This is a genomic window from Stenotrophomonas sp. CFBP8980, assembly GCF_034046095.1.
In the GTDB taxonomy this organism is placed as follows: Bacteria; Pseudomonadota; Gammaproteobacteria; order Xanthomonadales; family Xanthomonadaceae; genus Stenotrophomonas; species Stenotrophomonas lacuserhaii.
Genome location: NZ_JAXCXF010000003.1, coordinates 322737 through 340539 on the forward strand (window position 1 = coordinate 322737; position 17803 = coordinate 340539).

At 67.3% G+C, this 17803-nt stretch carries 14 protein-coding genes and 1 riboswitch; of the genes, 7 read left to right on the forward strand and 7 right to left on the reverse strand.

Annotated elements, in window-relative coordinates; translation table 11 throughout:
* Window positions 1-20 precede the first annotated feature (20 nt).
* The 4 genes from SOM47_RS09850 to SOM47_RS09865 all read left to right on the forward strand — a co-directional run bounded on the left by SOM47_RS09850 (window position 21) and on the right by SOM47_RS09865 (window position 3134).
* Window positions 21-1061, forward strand: a complete 1041-nt coding sequence (locus tag SOM47_RS09850; RefSeq protein WP_320505453.1) for a sensor histidine kinase — start codon at window positions 21-23, stop codon at window positions 1059-1061.
* The gene (locus tag SOM47_RS09855; protein WP_320505454.1) at window positions 1058-1789 is read left to right on the forward strand and encodes a LytR/AlgR family response regulator transcription factor; all 732 of its coding nucleotides are present in this window, start codon (window positions 1058-1060) and stop codon (window positions 1787-1789) included. Before SOM47_RS09850 ends, SOM47_RS09855 begins: the two co-directional genes overlap by 4 nt.
* Window positions 1790-2093: 304 nt before the next feature.
* On the forward strand, window positions 2094-2513 hold the full coding sequence (locus SOM47_RS09860; protein ID WP_192084393.1) for a helix-turn-helix domain-containing protein: 420 nt from the start codon (window positions 2094-2096) through the stop codon (window positions 2511-2513).
* 63 nt (window positions 2514-2576) lie between these two features.
* Window positions 2577-3134: a DUF3228 family protein gene (locus SOM47_RS09865; RefSeq protein WP_320505455.1), complete on the forward strand. Its 558-nt coding sequence runs from the start codon at window positions 2577-2579 to the stop codon at window positions 3132-3134.
* A 91-nt stretch (window positions 3135-3225) separates the two neighbouring features.
* Here the strand turns inward: SOM47_RS09865 and ybaK are convergent, their stop codons facing one another.
* On the reverse strand, window positions 3226-3693 hold the full coding sequence (gene ybaK / locus SOM47_RS09870) for a Cys-tRNA(Pro) deacylase (RefSeq protein ID WP_320505456.1): 468 nt from the start codon (window positions 3691-3693) through the stop codon (window positions 3226-3228).
* 156 nt (window positions 3694-3849) lie between these two features.
* Window positions 3850-5295 carry an adenosylhomocysteinase gene (gene ahcY, locus SOM47_RS09875; RefSeq protein WP_042613665.1) on the reverse strand — a complete coding sequence of 482 codons (1446 nt, stop codon included), beginning with the start codon at window positions 5293-5295 and terminating at the stop codon, window positions 3850-3852.
* 35 nt (window positions 5296-5330) lie between these two features.
* A riboswitch (S-adenosyl-L-homocysteine riboswitch) is annotated at window positions 5331-5405 on the reverse strand.
* 108 nt (window positions 5406-5513) lie between these two features.
* On the opposite strand from ahcY, the gene SOM47_RS09880 reads away from it, so the two are divergent.
* A complete protein-coding gene (locus SOM47_RS09880) occupies window positions 5514-8009 on the forward strand; it encodes a S9 family peptidase (protein WP_320505457.1) in 2496 nt (831 codons plus the stop codon).
* A 305-nt stretch (window positions 8010-8314) separates the two neighbouring features.
* The gene (ppc, locus tag SOM47_RS09885) at window positions 8315-11026 is read left to right on the forward strand and encodes a phosphoenolpyruvate carboxylase (RefSeq protein ID WP_320505458.1); all 2712 of its coding nucleotides are present in this window, start codon (window positions 8315-8317) and stop codon (window positions 11024-11026) included.
* Between the two features lie 173 nt (window positions 11027-11199).
* Here the strand turns inward: ppc and SOM47_RS09890 are convergent, their stop codons facing one another.
* On the reverse strand, window positions 11200-11706 hold the full coding sequence (locus SOM47_RS09890; protein WP_042615326.1) for an acyl-CoA thioesterase: 507 nt from the start codon (window positions 11704-11706) through the stop codon (window positions 11200-11202).
* A gap of 152 nt (window positions 11707-11858) precedes the next feature.
* The gene (gene metK / locus SOM47_RS09895) at window positions 11859-13070 is read right to left on the reverse strand and encodes a methionine adenosyltransferase (RefSeq protein ID WP_042615327.1); all 1212 of its coding nucleotides are present in this window, start codon (window positions 13068-13070) and stop codon (window positions 11859-11861) included.
* A gap of 222 nt (window positions 13071-13292) precedes the next feature.
* On the opposite strand from metK, the gene SOM47_RS09900 reads away from it, so the two are divergent.
* Complete coding sequence (locus tag SOM47_RS09900) at window positions 13293-14327, forward strand: metal-dependent hydrolase (RefSeq protein WP_320505459.1); 1035 nt, start codon at window positions 13293-13295, stop codon at window positions 14325-14327.
* A 125-nt stretch (window positions 14328-14452) separates the two neighbouring features.
* On the opposite strand, the gene SOM47_RS09905 is transcribed toward SOM47_RS09900, so the two are convergent.
* The 3 genes from SOM47_RS09905 to SOM47_RS09915 all read right to left on the reverse strand — a co-directional run bounded on the left by SOM47_RS09905 (window position 14453) and on the right by SOM47_RS09915 (window position 17778).
* Window positions 14453-15280 carry a methyltransferase domain-containing protein gene (locus tag SOM47_RS09905; RefSeq protein ID WP_320505460.1) on the reverse strand — a complete coding sequence of 276 codons (828 nt, stop codon included), beginning with the start codon at window positions 15278-15280 and terminating at the stop codon, window positions 14453-14455.
* A gap of 42 nt (window positions 15281-15322) precedes the next feature.
* A complete protein-coding gene (dusB, locus tag SOM47_RS09910; protein ID WP_320505461.1) occupies window positions 15323-16318 on the reverse strand; it encodes a tRNA dihydrouridine synthase DusB in 996 nt (331 codons plus the stop codon).
* 497 nt (window positions 16319-16815) lie between these two features.
* Window positions 16816-17778 carry a ribokinase gene (locus tag SOM47_RS09915; protein WP_042615330.1) on the reverse strand — a complete coding sequence of 321 codons (963 nt, stop codon included), beginning with the start codon at window positions 17776-17778 and terminating at the stop codon, window positions 16816-16818.
* Window positions 17779-17803 lie beyond the last annotated feature (25 nt).

Below are 17803 nucleotides of genomic sequence, written 5' to 3' on the forward strand. Positions count from 1 at the left end.
TGACCCGCCCAGGCTAGCCCATGCACGAACCGAATTCCCCGCTGCGCTTCTGGTTGCTCAATACCATCGCCTGGGCCGCCTACGCGCTGCTCAACGTGTTCCTGATGGCCCAGTTTGGCGGCGCCAGCAGTGGCGGCATGCTGATAGGGGTGACGCTGGCGGTGGCGTTGTGGGCGATCAGCAGCGTGCTCCGCTGGCGTGCGCTCACTGCGCACTGGTGGGACGATCCAGCGCCGTTGCTGCTGTCCAAGCTGGCCGCCAGCGTTGTGTTCGGCGCCCTGCTCGCGCAGGCGCTGATTGCCGCCGTGCTGCTGGCTTCACTGCGCAACGCATGGGTGCGACTGCCTACGGGCACTCCCGATTACAGCCTCGCATCGGCGCTCGGATACTGGCTCAACACAGTCATCGTGCTGGCCTTGTGGACGGGTGTATGGGCCGGGCTGCACAGCTTGCGGCGTGCACGCCTGGCCCAGCTGGCGCAGTTGCGCGCCGAAGCCGCGCACAGCGCACTGGAGCGTGATGCCCTGCGGGCCCGACTCAATCCGCATTTCGTTTTCAACGCCCTGAACAACCTGCGCGCGTTGATCCACGAAGACCCGGAACGCGCACGGGAAATGGTGACCCGATTGTCGCGCACCCTGCGCCACGCGCTGGAACACGGCGGCGCCGGCCGGGTGACACTGGATGAGGAGCTGGCCGTGGTCGATGACTATCTCGCCATCGAAGCGATTCACTACGAACAGCGTCTGTGCGTGGTCAAGGACATAAGCGCGTACGGCGGCGCGCTGCTGCCGGCCATGGCGCTGCAGCTGCTGGTGGAAAACGCGATCAAGCATGGCATCGCGGTGACCCCGTCCGGTGGCGAACTGCGCATCGCCGCACGGCAGCAGGACGGCGTGCTGCATATCAGCGTGGAGAATCCACTGGGCGTCGCCGCCGATACCGCCGGCCATGGCGTTGGCCTTGCCTACCTGCGCGCCCAACTGGACGGCACCAGCGGCCGCTTTGAACTGCGGCGCGAAGGGGACCGCATGCGGGCCGTGCTGGAGGTGCCGCAATGACTGCGCCGTTGCGGGTCCTGATAGTGGATGACGCGCGCCTGGCACGGCAGGAACTGCGCACCTTGCTGTCTGCGTTGCCGTGGGTGAGCTGTGTCGGCGAGGCCGATGACGTACCGGCCGCGCGCGAGGCCATCGCCCGCCTGCGCCCAGACGTGGTGCTGCTGGATGTGCAGATGCCTTCCGGCAGCGGCTTCGATGTACTCGATGGGCTGGAAGGGGTGCCGCTGGTGGTTTTCGTCACCGCCTACGATGCCTACGCGGTACAGGCGTTCCAGGCCAACGCACTGGATTATCTGGTCAAACCGGTGGAAGCGCCGCGCCTGCAGCAGGCACTGCAACGCGCGCTGGAACGGCGCGTGCCCGATGACGCAGCGCTTGGCGAACGTGCGCTGCTGTGCCCGCAGGACCAGGTGTTCCTGCGCGATGGGGAACGCTGCTGGTTCGTGGCGGTGGCCGAGATCAGCCGCATCGTGGTAGACGGCAACTACGCGCGCCTGTGGTTCCGCGACCAGAACGCACTGCTGACGCGCAGCCTGAGCGCGCTGGAAGCGCGGCTGCCGACGGCGTTGTTCTTCCGCGCCAACCGCAACACGCTGGTCAACCTGCGGATGGTGCGCGCGGTGGAGCCGACCATCGCTGACGGTTACGAGCTGATCCTTGCCGATGGGGCGCGCGCGGAAGTCTCACGCCGACAGGCGCGCGAACTGCGCGAGCGGATGGCGCTCTGAAGCGGTAGCGGCGGTGTCGATTGCAGCTTTTCTGATGAACCCGGACGGGGCTGGCTGCGCAGGATGTCCGGGTCGGTGACGTAGAAGCACCGGCCGGGATTGGCATCCTGCAAACCTATCGAAATTGGCTCTGTCTTGCCCCTTGGGCACGGCGGGGAGAATGCATCAGCACGCCAGCTCTCTGGCGGGCGATGCGTGGGGATTTCATCCGCCGGTTTTTCGTCAGGTCCTGGTATGCCAACCCGCATCGTCCGCCGCCTTGCGCCCCGGCGCAGGCGGCCTCAACGGCCTGCGAGCTTCCCCGATGCCATCCCACCCACGCCACGCCGCCCGCCTGCACTCGCTGATCGGCGAGGGTCTGCATGATCTGCCGCCGGAAGTGATCCACAAGCTGGAACGCATGCTGCAGTGTTACGGCGTGCCGCATCCACGCGATGAACCGGCATGGGGCAGCGGTGCTGGCGTGCTGCGCACCCCGCGCGAGGTCGCCCGGCACGTGGACGGCTGCCTGGTCGAAAGCGGCGGTGATGCGCCGATCCTGGCCGAAGCCCTGCTCACCCTCATCGATGGCGCCGACCTGCGGCGCGTTGCCCGGGTCTGCGGGCTGCCGTGCGAGGTGCTGCACCGCCAGTTGGCGGGCCGGCGCACGCTGGCCTTCGCCACCGTGGTGGGCACGCTGCGTGCGCTGGGGGTAGAGATGCGGGTGCGGGTGGTCATGAGGTAACCACAGGGTGCCCGGCCGCGATGCGCCCTGTACCCTTGGGGCAGACTTCCTGCCGTGCCTGCCATGTCCATCGTACTAACCGAATTCGCCCGTCCCCGTCTGTTTCCGCGTACCCCGCGCGCCAACACCATCCAGGATTGTTCGGCCGAACAGTTCGTGCAGCACCTCAACACGCACGCACCGTTCAAGGTACTGGATGGCTACGCCCCGTTCTGCAAACTGCACGTGTATGAGAACTGGACCAGCACCCGCTGCCTGACCGTGCCGATCACCGTGGCCAACCAACACCAGCTGCGCAGCGGCTACGAAGCGCGCAACCGCGACGAACTGCCGGTGCTGGTGCGCTGGTTCGAAGGCGTGGAATCCCCAGTGGCCAATTATCTGGTGGTGATCCTGTACAGCGCCGAGCAGCTGGCGAAGGAGGGGACGCACATCACCGCCGATTGGGGCATCGTCGGCTGCATCTACACCGCCGAACCCGAAGAAGTGCCGATGGCACCGATCACCATGATGCGCAACGCGCTGGGCGTGGAGGAGGGCGGCTCCGGCGTGCCGCTGGACCGCGAGGCCTACGCGCGCGCGATGGCGTTCTGGGAAGCCAACGCCAACTGGCGGGGGTAAGGGTCACGGGCGGGACACGAGGCGGGGACGCGGGGTCAGATTCCTTTTGCTGCGCAAAAGGAATCTGACCCCTTTCACGACCCATTTCATGTCAACGCCGGATCGTGGCGAACACCGCGCCGGTCAGCCGCGCCAGATCGGTCGGCGCAAGCTCCACCTCCAAGCCCCGTCGCCCCGCACTGACGTGCAGCGTCTGCAGCGCCTGCGCGCTGGCATCGATGAAGGTACGCAGTTTCTTCTTCTGCCCCAACGGGCTGATGCCACCGACCAGATAGCCGGTCGCGCGCTGCGCCGCATCCACTGGCGCCATGGCGCACCTGCGGCAGCCTGCTGCATCGGCCAGCGCCTTCAGGTCCAACTGCCCGGCCACTGGCACGATGGCCACCAGCAGCTCCTGGGTTTCGGTGCTGGCGAGCAGGGTCTTGAACACCTGCTCTGGGTGTAAACCAAGCTTCTGCACGGCTTCGCCGCCGTAGGAATCGGCCTGCGCGTCGTGCACGTAGCTGCGCACGGTGTGGGCGACGTTCTCACGTTGGAGCAGGTTGATGGCCGGAGTCATGCCGGCATCGTAGCGCGCTGTTGAAGGGCGTGGCTTGATCCGGGCCATGGACTCGACAAACCGGCATTGCCGGCCAGCACCCGGTACTACCGGGCATCAAACAAGAACGGGCGCCCGAAGGCGCCCGTCCAGACGATCTGCGATGTTACCCGCGGATCAGTAGCGGTAATGCTCCGGCTTGAACGGACCTTCCACCGGCACGCCGATGTAATCAGCCTGTTCCTGGCTCAGGGTGGTCAGCTTCACGCCGATCTTTTCCAGGTGCAGGCGAGCCACTTCCTCGTCCAGCTTCTTCGGCAGCAGGTAGACCTTCTTCTCGTAGCTGTCCTTGTTCGCCCACAGGTCGATCTGCGCCAGGGTCTGGTTGGCGAACGAGTTGGACATCACAAAGCTCGGGTGGCCGGTGGCGCAGCCCAGGTTCACCAGGCGGCCGTCGGCCAGCAGGAAGATCGCATTGCCGTTGTCGAACACGTACTTGTCGACCTGCGGCTTGATGTTGATCTTCTGCACGCCGGCCAGTGCGTTCAGCGCATCGACCTGGATCTCGTTGTCGAAGTGGCCGATGTTGCAGACGATGGCCTGGTCCTTCATCGCGCTCAGGTGTTCGATGCGGATGATGTCCTTGTTGCCGGTGGTGGTGACGTAGATGTCGCCACGGCCCAGGGTGGATTCGATGGTGTTGACCTCGAAGCCTTCCATCGCCGCCTGCAGGGCGCAGATCGGGTCGATCTCGGTGACCACCACGCGCGCGCCGTAGGCACGCAGCGATGCGGCGCAGCCCTTGCCGACGTCACCGTAGCCGCAGACCACGGCGACCTTGCCGGCCAGCATCACGTCCATCGCGCGCTTCAGGCCATCGGCCAGCGATTCGCGGCAGCCGTACAGGTTGTCGAACTTGCTCTTGGTGACCGAGTCATTGACGTTGATCGCCGGGATCAGCAGGGTGCCGGCCTGGGCCAGCTGGTACAGGCGGTGCACGCCGGTGGTGGTCTCTTCGGAAACGCCCTTCCAGTCCTTGACCACGCGGCCCCAGTAACCCGGACGCTCGCTGGCCACGCGCTTGAGCAGGTTCTTGATGACCTGCTCTTCGTGCGAAGCCGCCGGCTCGTCGACCCAGGTGCTGCCGTTTTCCAGCTCGTAGCCCTTGTGGATCAGCAGGGTGACGTCGCCGCCATCGTCGACGACCAGCTCCGGACCGGTCAGGGTGCCGTCGGCCAGGGTGAAGGTCAGCGCGTCCAGCGTGCAGTCCCAGTATTCTTCCAGCGTCTCGCCCTTCCAGGCGAACACTGGCGTACCGGAGGCGGCGATCGCCGCGGCGGCATGATCCTGGGTGGAGAAGATGTTGCACGAGGCCCAGCGCACGTCGGCGCCGATGTCTTTCAGCGTTTCGATCAGCACCGCGGTCTGGATCGTCATGTGCAGCGAGCCGGTCACGCGCACGCCCTTCAGCGGCAGGTCGGCCTGGTGCTTGCGGCGGATCGACATCAGGCCCGGCATCTCGTGCTCGGCGATGTCCAGTTCCTTGCGGCCCCAGTCGGCCAGTGAGATATCGGCGATCTTGTAATCACCTTCGGTGGAGAAGGTCTTGGCAACAGCGTTCATTCATTGCTCCGGTTGTGGACGAGCGGGTGCTCGTATCTAGCCGGGCGCCGTTTTACATTGCCACCCTCCGAGCCTGGCCGGGTTGTCCGGTCGCAGCGCCCCTCGGCAGGGGAAGGCGGCCATTATATCGCGGCCCGGGGGGGCCCCAACCATCGGCAGGGGGTGAACAGGGCGGCGGCTGTTAAGGTCGGGTATTCACTCGCATCAAAAGGATGGCCATGAGCAAGCGCGCGCGCCGCACGGGGCGTTGGAACGGAGTGGTGCTGTCGATGGTCCTGCTGGCGATGACGCCGGCCGTGTGGGCCGCCGCGCCGACCGCTGCGGCCGCCACCGGCGCCACGGGCTATGAGCTGCCTTCGGCCGCGCTGCAGGCGGTGGTGGACCAACCACGCGCGCCGGGCCTGTTCCTGTCCCCTCAGCGCGATCTGGCCGCCATGCTGCAGATGCCGCCGTTGCCGTCCATCGAGGTCGTCGCGCAGCCGGAGCTGAAGCTGGCCGGCCGCCGGATCAACCCGCGCACGTTCTCCGACAGCCGTTTCAGCTACGGTGCCAAGCTGTGGCTGATGGGCATCGCCGATGGCAGGGAACGGCAGATCACCGGCCTGCCCCCGGCGCTGTCGGTGGCCAGCCTGGCCTGGTCGCCGGACCAGAAATGGCTGGCCTTCAACCAGGTTGATCCGGCCAGCGGTGCCAACGAGTTGTGGCTGGTGGACGTCGCCAGCGCCAGCGCACGGCGGCTGCGCGGTGAGCTGAACACCGTGCTCGGTGATGGCTACCAATGGTTGCCCGACAGCCGCGGCCTGCTGGTGATGAGCCGCCTTGCCGACGCCGGCAGCCCGCCGTCGCGCGACGTGGCGCCAACCGGCCCGGCCGTCCAGCAGACCAGCGAAGGCAGCGGCGTGGTGTCCATCCGCACCTACCAGGACCTGCTGAAGAACGAGGCTGACGCGCGCCTGTTCGATTACTACGCCAACAGCCAGCCCACCGAAATCGGCCTGGACGGCAAGTCTCGCGCAGTCGGCACGGCCGGCGTGTACCTCGGCCTGAGCCTGTCACCGGACGGTGGCTACCTGCTCAGCCAGCGCGTGCATCGGCCGTATTCGTATGTGGTGCCGGTGAGCAGTTTCCCGCGCCGCATCGAAGTGCTCGACCGCGCCGGCAAGCTGGTGCACACCGTGGCCACGCGGCCGCTGGTGGAAGGCCTGCCGACCGGCAACGATGCCGAAGTGACCGGCGTGCGTGACATCAGCTGGCGTGCCGATGCACCGGCCACCCTGGTGTGGGCAGAAGCCCAGGACGGCGGAGACCCGAACCGGCAGGCCAGCATCCGCGATGCGGTGCTGATGCAGGCCGCACCGTTCGACAAGCCGCCGGTGACGCTGGCCCAGCTTGCCAGCCGCTATGCCGGCATCACCTGGGCACGCGGCGACCTGGCCCTCCTCAACGAGTCGTGGTGGAAGACCCGCCGCACCAAGACCTGGTTGATTGCCCCGGATGAGGCGGCGACCGATCCGAAGCTGCTGTTCGACCGCGATGCGCAGGACCGTTACAGCGATCCGGGCAAGCCGGGCACGCTGCGCGATGACAACGGTCGCGCACTGCTGCAGACCAGTGCCGACGGCAACAGCATCTACTTCTACGGCGCCGGTGCATCGCCGGAAGGCGACCGCCCGTTCCTTGACCGCTACGAGCTGGCGACCGGCAAGACCACGCGGCTGTTCCATTCGCAGGCGCCCACCTATTCGGTGCCGATCGCGCTGTTGGGCGCGGATGCTTCCTCGCTGCTGTTCACCCGCGAAAGCCCGGAGCAGCCGGCCAACTACTTCGTGCAGCCACTTGGCGATGCGGCGGCCAGCCCACGCGCGCTGACCGCGTTTGCCCATCCGCTGCCGCAACTGCGTGGCGTGAGCAAGGAGCAGATCCGTTACAAGCGCAAGGACGGCGTGGACCTGACCGCGACCCTGCTGCTGCCGCCCGGCTATGACCCCAAGCGCGATGGACCGCGCCCGCTGCTGATGTGGGCCTACCCGGGCGAGTACAAGAGTGCGGCGGCGGCCAGCCAGGTCACCGGCTCGCCGTACCTGTTCACTGCGGTCAGTTACTGGGGTCCGCAAGCGTTCCTGGCCAAGGGCTATGCGGTGCTGGCCAGCCCGACGATGCCGATCATCGGCGAGGGCGACAAGGAACCCAACGACACCTACCTGGAACAGCTGGTGTCCAATGCGCAGGCGGCGGTGGATGAGGTGGTGCGGCGTGGTGTCACCGATCGCGACCACATCGCCATCGGCGGGCACTCCTATGGTGCGTTCATGACCGCCAACCTGCTGGCGCACAGCCGCCTGTTCAAGGCCGGCATCGCGCGCAGCGGCGCTTACAACCGCACGCTGACGCCGTTTGGTTTCCAGGCCGAAGAGCGCAACTACTGGCAGGCGCAGGACACTTATCTGAAGATGTCGCCATTCAATTACGCCGGCAACATCAAGGATCCGATCCTGTTCATCCATGGCGTGGATGACAACAACTCCGGCACCTTCCCGATGCAGAGCGAGCGCATGTTCGCGGCAGTGAAGGGCCTGGGCGGGACGTCGCGGTTGGTGATGCTGCCCAACGAATCGCACGCCTACCGCGCGCGCGAATCGATCATGACGATGCTGGCCGAGAGCGAGCGCTGGCTGGAACAGACCATCGGCAAGGGCGAACGCATCGGCCGGTAGCGGATAGCGCCGAAGGCGGCGGCAGGAGCCGCTGCCAACGTCGCTTGCGACGGCCCGCAGGGTGCCGGCCAGGACGACTGGCATAGCCATGCCCGGCGAAAAGGGTAGCGCCGAGCCATGCTCGGCGAGCGAAGCGGCAACGGCAACCGCGTGACGACCAACGGTGGTCACCCACCAGGGCAAGGCTGACGGCCAGCGGCCGTCACTACGCTGCGTGTCCGTCACTACTGAAACCAACCGCCGGTGGTCAATCGAACTGCGCTAGGCTTGGCGAGGGATCCTTGCTTGAGGTTCGTGCGTCGCCGATGAACGAGTTCCGCAGCAGCATCATGTTCGCCAACCCCGATATTCCCCTACGAGACGACGTGCGCCGCCTCGGCGCACTGGTCGGCGACCTGCTGGTCGAGCAGGTATCGGAAGCCTTCTTCGACGATGTGGAAAGCGTGCGCACGCGCGCCATCGCACGGCGCGAGAACGAATCGCCCCTGTCCGACCTGGCCGATGGGCTGGCCGGCCGCTCGCCGCAGCAGGCCGAAGCCATGGTCCGCGCGTTCAGCACCTACTTCCAGGTGGTCAACATCGCCGAGCGCGTGCACCGCATCCGCCGCCGCCGCGACTACCAGCGCGCGGGTACGCACACCCCGCAGCCGGATGGCCTGCAGGATGCCCTGCAGCAGCTCAAGGCTCAAGGCGTGACCCTGCAGGAACTGCAGGACTGGTTGCCGCGCATCGATATCGAACCGGTGTTCACCGCCCATCCCACCGAAGCGGTGCGCCGCGCGCTGCTGGAAAAAGAGCAGCTGATGGTGGCCAGCCTGGTGGACAACCTGGATGGCCAGCGCACGCCCGGCGAAGCGGCCGCCGACGATGCGCGCTTCCGCATGGCGCTTACTGCTTCCTGGCAGACCACCGATTCGTCGCCGGTGCGGCCCACCGTGGATGACGAGCGCGAACACGTCGGCTTCTACCTGGTGCAGGTGCTGTACCGGGTGATGCCGGTGTTGTACGAATCGCTGCAGCAGGCGCTGGCGGATACCTTCGGCGAAGGCCTGCCCCTGCCGCGGTTGCTGCGCTTCGGCACGTGGGTGGGCGGGGACATGGACGGCAACCCGAACGTGGACGCCGGCACCATCCGCAACACCCTGGATGCACAGCGCCGCGCGGTGCTGGCGCAGTACCAGAAGGAACTGCTGCAGCTGGCCAGCCTGCTCAGCCAATCCACCGAACGGGTGGGCGTCAGCGATGCGCTGCAGGCGCGGCTGGCGGACTACCAGCAGCGGCTGCCGGACGTGCAGTCGCGCCCGCGCCATGGCGACATGCCGTACCGGCTGTTGAACGACCGCATGCGCGCGCGGCTGCAGGCCACGCTGGATGACGGCCACGGTGCCTATGCCGGGCCGGGTGAACTGATCGAGGACCTGCAGCTGATCTTCGACAGCCTGCGCGCCAACCGCGGCGAGCACGCCGGTGGCTTTGCGGTGCAACGCCTGCTGTGGCGGGTGAAGACCTTCGGCTTCCACCTGGCACGGCTGGACGTGCGCCAGGAATCCAGCGTGCACGCACGTGCGCTGGCCACCGCGCTGGATGGCGAGGCCGCATGGGAGGCCCGCGATGCGAGCGCACGCGCGGCCTTGCTGGGCCCCTACGCCAGTGGCGAACAGGCACTGCCGCAGGCGGACGAGGAGGGCAACCAGCGGCTGGACGCGGTGTTCTCCGCGCTGGCCGATGCGCGCCGTCGGCACGGTGCCGATGCACTGGGCAGCTACATCATTTCGATGGCGCATGACCGCGGCGACGTGCTGGCGGTGCTGGCGTTGGCGCGGCGTGGCGGACTGGTGGATGAAGCCGGCGGCGTGCCGCTGGATATCGCGCCATTGTTTGAAACCGTGGACGACCTGAAGCACGGCACCGCGACCCTGCGCGACCTGCTGGCCGATCCGGTATACCGCGCGCACCTGCACGCGCGCAACGACGTGCAGATGGTGATGCTGGGGTACTCGGACAGCAGCAAGGACGGGGGCATCGCCGCCTCGCGCTGGGGACTGCAGCGGGCCCAGGTGGAACTGCTGGAGGTGGCCGCTGAAAGCGGCATCGCGCTGACTTTCTTCCATGGCCGTGGTGGGTCGATCAGCCGTGGCGGTGGCAAGACCACCCACGCCGTGGATGCATCGCCGCGTGGCAGCATCGACGGTCGCCTGCGGGTCACCGAGCAGGGCGAAGTGATCCACCGCAAGTACGGCATCCGCGCGCTGGCGGTGCGCTCGCTGGAACAGGCCACCGGCGCGGTGCTGCGTTCCAGCCTGCGTCCGCGCGCGCCTGAACCGCGCGAGGAGGCATGGCGGCCAGTAATGGATGTGGTGGCCGATGCCAGCAGCAATGCCTACCGTGCCTTCGTCGGCCAGCCGCGCTTCATGGATTACTTCCGCACCGCGACGCCGATCGACGTCATCGAGCGGATGACATTGGGTTCGCGTCCCTCACGCCGGCTGGGCCAGGACGCAGCGCTGACCAACCTGCGCGCCATTCCCTGGGTGTTCGCCTGGAGCCAGGCGCGCGCGGTGATCCCGGGCTGGTATGGCGTAGGCAGCGGCCTGCAGGCTGCGGTGGATGCCGGACATGAGGACACTCTGCGGCAGATGGCGCGGGACTGGCCGTTCTTCCGGACCTTCCTGGATGACATCGCGATGGTGTTGTCCAAGGGTGACATCACCATCGCCGAACAGTTCTCGCGGCTGTCCGGCGAGCTGCACGGCAGCTTCTTCCCGAAGGTGGAAGACGAGTGGGCGCTGACCGAGCGCTGGGTGCTGGAACTGACCGGCCAGTCCTCGTTGCTGGAACACGACCAGCGGCTGGCGCTGTCGATCCGCCTGCGCAATCCCTACGTGGACCCGATCAGCGTGCTGCAGGTGGACCTGCTGCAGCGCTGGCGCGCCAGCGGCGGCGAAGACGAGGACCTGCTGCGCGCGCTGGTGGCCTGCGTCAACGGGGTCTCGCAGGGCGTACAGAACACCGGCTGACGTACGGTAGCGCCGAGCCATGCTCGGCGGAATCTTTCCGGCACGGCGAGGTCTGACACAGGCCGCGCTGCGCGCTCGCCGAGCATGGCTATGCCGGTCGTCCTGACCGGCACCCTGCGGGCCGTCGCAAGCGACGTTGGCAGCGGCTCCTGCCGCTGCCTTCGGCGCTACCGTCAGGCCTCCGGCGCAGGCGGATTGGAGGCCAGCAGTTCCCGATGACGCTGCTCCATCTCCTGCCGCAGCTGGCGCCGCAGCAGGGCGGCGGCGTGCCGGCGCTTTTCATCGGAAGAGGTGGGCTGCAGCGCTGGCACGGCCGTGGGCCGGCCTTCATCGTCCACCGCCACCATGGTGAAGAAGCAGCTGTTGGCATGGCGCACGCTGCGCTCCAGGATGTCCTCGGCCACCACCTTGACGCCGATTTCCATCGACGAAGTACCGGTGTAGTTCACCGAGGCCAGGAACGTGACCAGCTCGCCCACCGAGATCGGCTGGCGGAACATCACCTGGTCCACCGACAGGGTGACCACATAGCGCCCGGCATAGCGGCTGGCACAGGCGTAGGCCACCTGGTCGAGCAGGCGCAGTACGGCGCCGCCGTGGACCTTGCCGGAGAAATTGGCCATGTCCGGTGTCATCAACACGGTCATGGTGAGCTGGTGGGATTTCAGTTCGGTCGACATGCCGCCATCTTCGCATGGGGCGATGACGCAACGGGTAGCGCCCAGCCATGCTCGGCGAGGTGCCGCCGGCACCAACGAACGGTGATGCGACCCGCCGAGCATGGCTCGGCGCTACCAAAAAAAAGGGCCGCTTTCGCGGCCCTTCGTTCTGCTTACTTCAGCTTCGCATCCGCGCGCAGGGCGGCGGCGCGATCGGTCTTCTCCCAGGAGAAGGCGGTGGCATTGACGGTGTCGCCGTTGCCATCGAGGTAGCTGAAATCCTTCGGCTTGCGGCCGAAGTGGCCGTAGGCCGCGGTCTGCTGGTACATCGGGTGGATCAGGTCGAGCATCTTGATGATGCCGTACGGGCGCAGGTCGAAGTGCTTGCGGATCAGCTTTTCGATCTGCTCGTCCGGAATCCTGCCGGTGCCGAAGGTGGTGACCGAGATCGAGGTCGGCTCGGCCACGCCGATGGCGTAGGAGACCTGCACTTCGCAACGGTCAGCCAGGCCGGCTGCCACGACGTTCTTGGCGACGTAGCGGGCCGCATAAGCCGCCGAACGGTCGACCTTGGACGGATCCTTGCCGGAGAACGCACCGCCACCGTGACGGGCCCAGCCGCCGTAGGTGTCGACGATGATCTTGCGGCCGGTCAGGCCGCAGTCGCCCACCGGGCCGCCGATCTCGAACTTGCCGGTCGGGTTGATGTGGAACTTGGTGCCCTTGTGCAGCCACTTGGCCGGCAGCACCGGCTTGATGATCTCTTCGCGGACCGCTTCGATCAGGTCCTTCTGCTTGATGCCCGGGGCATGCTGGGTGGACAGCACGATGGCGTCGATGGCCGATACCTGGCCGTCTTCATAGCGCAGGGTGACCTGGCTCTTGGCGTCCGGGCGCAGCCAGGACAGCGGCGAGTTCTTCTTCTTGCGGATCTTGGCCTGCTGCTCGACCAGGCGGTGCGACAGGTGGATCGCCGCCGGCATGTAGCTGTCGGTCTCGTTGGTGGCGTAGCCGAACATCAGGCCCTGGTCGCCAGCGCCCATTTCTTCGGGCTTCTTGCGGTCAACGCCCTGGGCGATGTGCGGGGACTGCTTGCCGATCAGGTTCAGCACGCCGCAGGTGGCGCCGTCGAAGCCGACGTCGGAGCTGTTGTAGCCGATATCCAGGATCACCTGGCGGGTCAGGGCTTCCAGGTCGATCCACGCGCTGGTGGTGATCTCGCCGGCCACGATGGCCACGCCGGTCTTGACCATGGTCTCGCAGGCCACGCGGGCGCGCTGGTCCTTGGCCAGGATCGCGTCCAGGACCGCATCGGAAATCTGGTCGGCGATCTTGTCCGGATGGCCTTCGGAGACCGATTCGGAAGTGAACAGGTAGCTGGACATCAGGCGTTATATCCTTTAATTCGGATGGAAAGATGGGCGCGAATGATACACGGCGCGCGTCGCACGTGCATTGTGGACTGCGACAGGTTGCCGGTGGTTAAGGTCGCGTGCCCGGGGTGAGGGTAGCCGGGAACCATGACCGGACCGTGGTGGCGCCGCGCCACGCGCAGCCAGCGCAGCGGCACCAGACCATCCGCAACGCGGGGCTGCTAGCATCGGTCGATGGACTCCCTTACCCAGATCGTACTCGGTGGCGCCGTAGCCGCCGCCATTGCCCCGGTCGGCCATCGCCGCGCCGCCCTGCTGGCCGGTGCCGCGCTAGGCACGCTGCCCGACTTGGACGCGCTGTGGCTCGGCTTCAGGGCCGCCGACCCGGTGGCGGTGATGACCGAACATCGCAGTTTCAGCCATTCGCTGCTGGTGCTGCCGTGGGTCGCCGCGCTGGTCTGGTGGCTGTTCAAGCGCTTCGGCAATGGCCGGGTGGCGCAGTCTCCGCTGCGCTGGTTCTGGGCCATGCAGCTGGCGCTGGTCACCCACCCGCTGCTGGACGCAATGACCGTGTACGGCACCCAGCTGTGGTGGCCGCTGCGGCCTTCGCCGGTGATGGGCTCGAACATCTTCATCATCGATCCGCTGTACACCGTGTGGTTGCTGCTGGGCTGCGTGCTGGCCTGGTTCGGGCGCAGCCGGCCTTGGGCCGGCAAGGCGCTGGCGGTCGCCCTGGTGGTCAGCAGTGGTTACCTGGGATGGAGCCTGCTGGCCAAGGCGCAGGTGGACCGCGCCGCGCAGCGCAGCCTGGCCGCGATGGGCCTGGGCGATGCGCCGCGGTTTTCGGTGCCCATGCCGTTCAACACGCTGTTGTGGCGGGTGGTGGCGATGACCCCCAGCGGCTACGTGGTGGCTGATCGGTCGCTGGTGGCAGACAAAGGTGAAATGCAGTTCGAAGGATTCCCGTCCAATGTGCAGGCACTGCGCCAGGCTGCGGACATTCCGGCCGTGCAGCGGCTGGAATGGTTCAATCGTGGCTTCATGCGCGCGCAGGTGGTGGATGGCCGGCTGGTGCTGAGCGACCTGCGGATGGGTCTGGAACCGGATTACACGTTCAATTTCGCGGTGGCGGCCGAGCGCGAAGGGCGGTGGCAGGGCATCGTGCCGGAGCAGTTGCGTGGCGATTACAGCAGCCCCGAAGCGCGCGCCGACATCAGCCGTCGATTGGGACTGATGTGGGACCGGATCTGGCACGAGCCCGCGCGGTAGCGCCGCTGTGGTGGGTGGCGCCGAGCATGGCTATGCCGGTCGTCCTGACCGGCACCCTGCGGGCCGTCGCAGGCGACGTTGGCAGCGGCTCCTGCCGCTGCCTTCGGCGCTACCAGGATTGCGCATCAATACACCGTCGCGCGGGCCTGCACGAAGGAGAAGAAAAACACCGCGTTCGGATCGTTCTGCACCAGGCGGAACTCGCGGCGCATGCCGTCCACGGTCTCTTCGTCCACGGTACCGGCCTGCAGCAGCTGTTCGGCGGCCGACAGCAGCACCTGCTCCCAGAAGGCGATCATCGTCTTGCGACGTGACGGCTCGCGATTGTCCAGGTGGATGGTCTTGATGTCGGTCTGCACGTCGCGGAAGCCGCCGGCGAGCAGCAGGTTGCCCAGCTTGGCACCGACGAACGGGTCGCCGCCGTTGTCGTGCTGGAAGTCATTGAAGGCCATCCAGTAGCGCCAGATGTGCGGCGAGTACGGGTCCAGCAGGAACGAGGCGTTCATCACTTCGGTGATGTACACCGGCGAGCCGGGTGACAGCACCCGGCGCACTTCGCTCAGCACGCGGGCCGGCGAGGGCACGTGTTCCAGCACCCAGCACAGGAAGGCGCCATCGAAGGCGCGCGCGCCGAACGGCAGTTCACCGGCATCGGCGTGCTGCAGCACATAGCGATCGCTGCACCACGGCGTTTTTTCCAGGTTGGCGCGTGCGGTGGACAGCTGGGCTTCGCTCAGGTCCACGCCGGTCACGTGCAGCTCCGGGAAACGGCGCAGCAGGATCTCGGTCTGCGCGCCCACGCCACTACCCACTTCCAGCAGGCGGCGCACGCCGGTGTAATCGATGTGGCCGAAGATAGTCGGCTCCAGCAGACGGGCCTGGATCATCAGGCGCTCCTGTTCGGTGCTGGAAAAGCCGTGCAGGTAGGTAGGCGAGGAAATCGGCGGCGTCATGGGGATATCCGGGTAGCGCCGGGCCAGTGCCCGGCGAAGGGGTCAATCTACGGAAGCTGTTTCTCGGGTGTCCGCAATCAAGCGATCAAAGTAGTCCGTGGTCAGCGCGATCTGGCTGGCCGGGTCCTCGGCCCGGTTCACCACGGCGCGGAACGCCGCGTTTTCCGGGCGATCCTTGGCATACCAGCCCAGGTGCTTGCGCGCGATGCGCACGCCCTGCGGTTCCCCGTAGAACGCGTGCAGTGCCTGCAGGTGGCCGAGCAGGATGTCGCGCACCTCGGTCAGGGTCGGCGGCGGCAGCTCCTCGCCGGTGGACAGGTAGTGCGCCACCTCGCGGAAGATCCAGGGACGCCCCTGCGCGGCGCGGCCAATCATCACCGCATCCACGCCGGTGACGGCGAGCACGTGGGCGGCCTTGCGCGGCGAATCGATGTCGCCGTTTGCGATCACCGGGATCCTCAGCGCCGCCTTGATCGCGGCGATGGTCTGGTACTCGGCCTGGCCAGTGTAGTGCTGGTCACGGGTGCGGCCGTGCACGGCCAACGCGGCGATGCCGCTGTCTTCAGCGATGTGGGCGATGCGCGGGCCGTTGCGGTGGTCGCAGTCCCAACCGGTGCGGATCTTCAGCGTCACCGGCACGTCGACGGCGTTGACCACCGCGGCAAGGATGCGCGCCACCAGGTTTTCATCGCGCATCAGCGCCGAGCCGGCCCAGGCGTTGCACACCTTCTTGGCCGGGCAGCCCATGTTGATGTCGATGATCTGCGCGCCGTGGTCGACGTTGTAGCGCGCCGCCTCGGCCAGCTGTTGCGGTTCGGTGCCGGCGATCTGCACGCTGATCGGGTCGGGCTCGCCGTCGTGGTCCATCCGGTGGAGGGACTTGCGGGTGGTCCAGAAGCGCGGATCGGAGATGGTCATCTCCGAGGCAGCCAGCCCTGCGCCCAGGCGCTTGCACAGCAGCCGGAACGGCTTGTCGGTGACGCCGGCCATGGGCGCCAGCACGACGTTGGGGGCAATGGAATAAGGGCCGATCTGCATGCGGCCATTGTAGTGCGGCAGCGCACGCCGGGCCGCTGCCGGCAGCCCCCGGTTCAGGCCTATCCGGATGGGGCTCATGCCACACCGGCATCAGCAGATGCTTGACGGTTGCTTCCGCCGCCCCCAGGCGCGGGGGCATGGTGGGCGGCTGGGTGTCCGTGTCCGGTCGGGGGTAGCGCGCCGAGCCATGCTGGGCGAGCGCAGCGGCAAGAGCAACAGCAAGAGCAACAGCGTGACGACCAACGGTCGTCACCCACCAAGGGCAACGGTCGTCACCCACCAGGGGCAACGGTCGTCACCCACCAGGGGCAACGGTCGTCACCCACCAACGGCAAGAGCAGCCGCGACCGGGTGGTAGCGCCGAGCCATGCTCGGCGAGCGCAGCGGCAAGAACAACAGCGTGACGACCAACGGTCGTCACCCACCAGGGGCAACGGTCGTCACCCACCAAGGGCGCGGCGACGGCATGACGGCCAGCGGCCGTCACTACCGGTGCCTTACGCCGGCTGGTCGTCCGGGGTGAAGTGGGGCATCGCCGCGGCGGCGCCTTCCTTTTCGGTGGAACGGCCGGCGAACTGGTTGGCGAAGCGCACGTGGCGCGCGAACGGGGCATCCGGCGCGTGCGCGATGGAGGCCACCAGCGCACCGTTGAAGGCATCACCGGCACCGGTGGTATCGATGGCATGCACCTGTTCGGCGCCCACCCGGTAGTACGGCTGGCTGTCACCGCGCAGGGTGTCTTCATCGTGCGACACGAACACGCCTACCGCACCGAGGGTCACCACCACGGTGCCGCTGCCGACCAGCTTGCGGCACAGCGCGTGCAGGCTGGCACCGTCCAGTGCAGCGACGTCGTTCGGGTCCACGCGCTCGCCGACATGGCGGCTGAGCAGCGCGGCGAACTCGGTTTCATTGGGGGTGATGACATCGGCCAGCTTGAGCAGGCCGATGCTGGACGGCGCATCGGCCGGGGCCGCGTTGAGCACGGTGGTGACACCGGCCTCGCGTGCCACCGCCAGCGCGGCTTCGATGGTTTCCACCGGCGATTCCAGCTGCACCAGCACCACCTTGGCGCCGGCCAGCAGCGCCTGCTGCTGCTGCACGAAGCCGATGCTCAGCGCGGCATTGGCGCCCGGCCCGATGACGATGGTGTTGCGGCCGCGTGCATCGACATAGATGCCACCGGTGCCGGTCGGTTCGGTGCTCGCCTCTGCGCTCAGGGTGAAGCCATCCTGGGCTGCCAGACCGCGGGCCATGGCACCGCCGGCATCGTCGCCCAGCGCGCAGACGAAGGTGGTCTGCGCACCGGCGCGGCGTGCGGCCACGGCCTGGTTGAAGCCCTTGCCGCCCGGGCCGGTGCTGTAACGCCCGGCGATGGTCGCGCCGGGGGCGGGCAGTGCTTCGCACCGCCACACATGATCGACATTGAAGGAACCGACGACGACGACGTTGCTGCTCATAGGAAAACGGTTCTCAGTGAAGCGC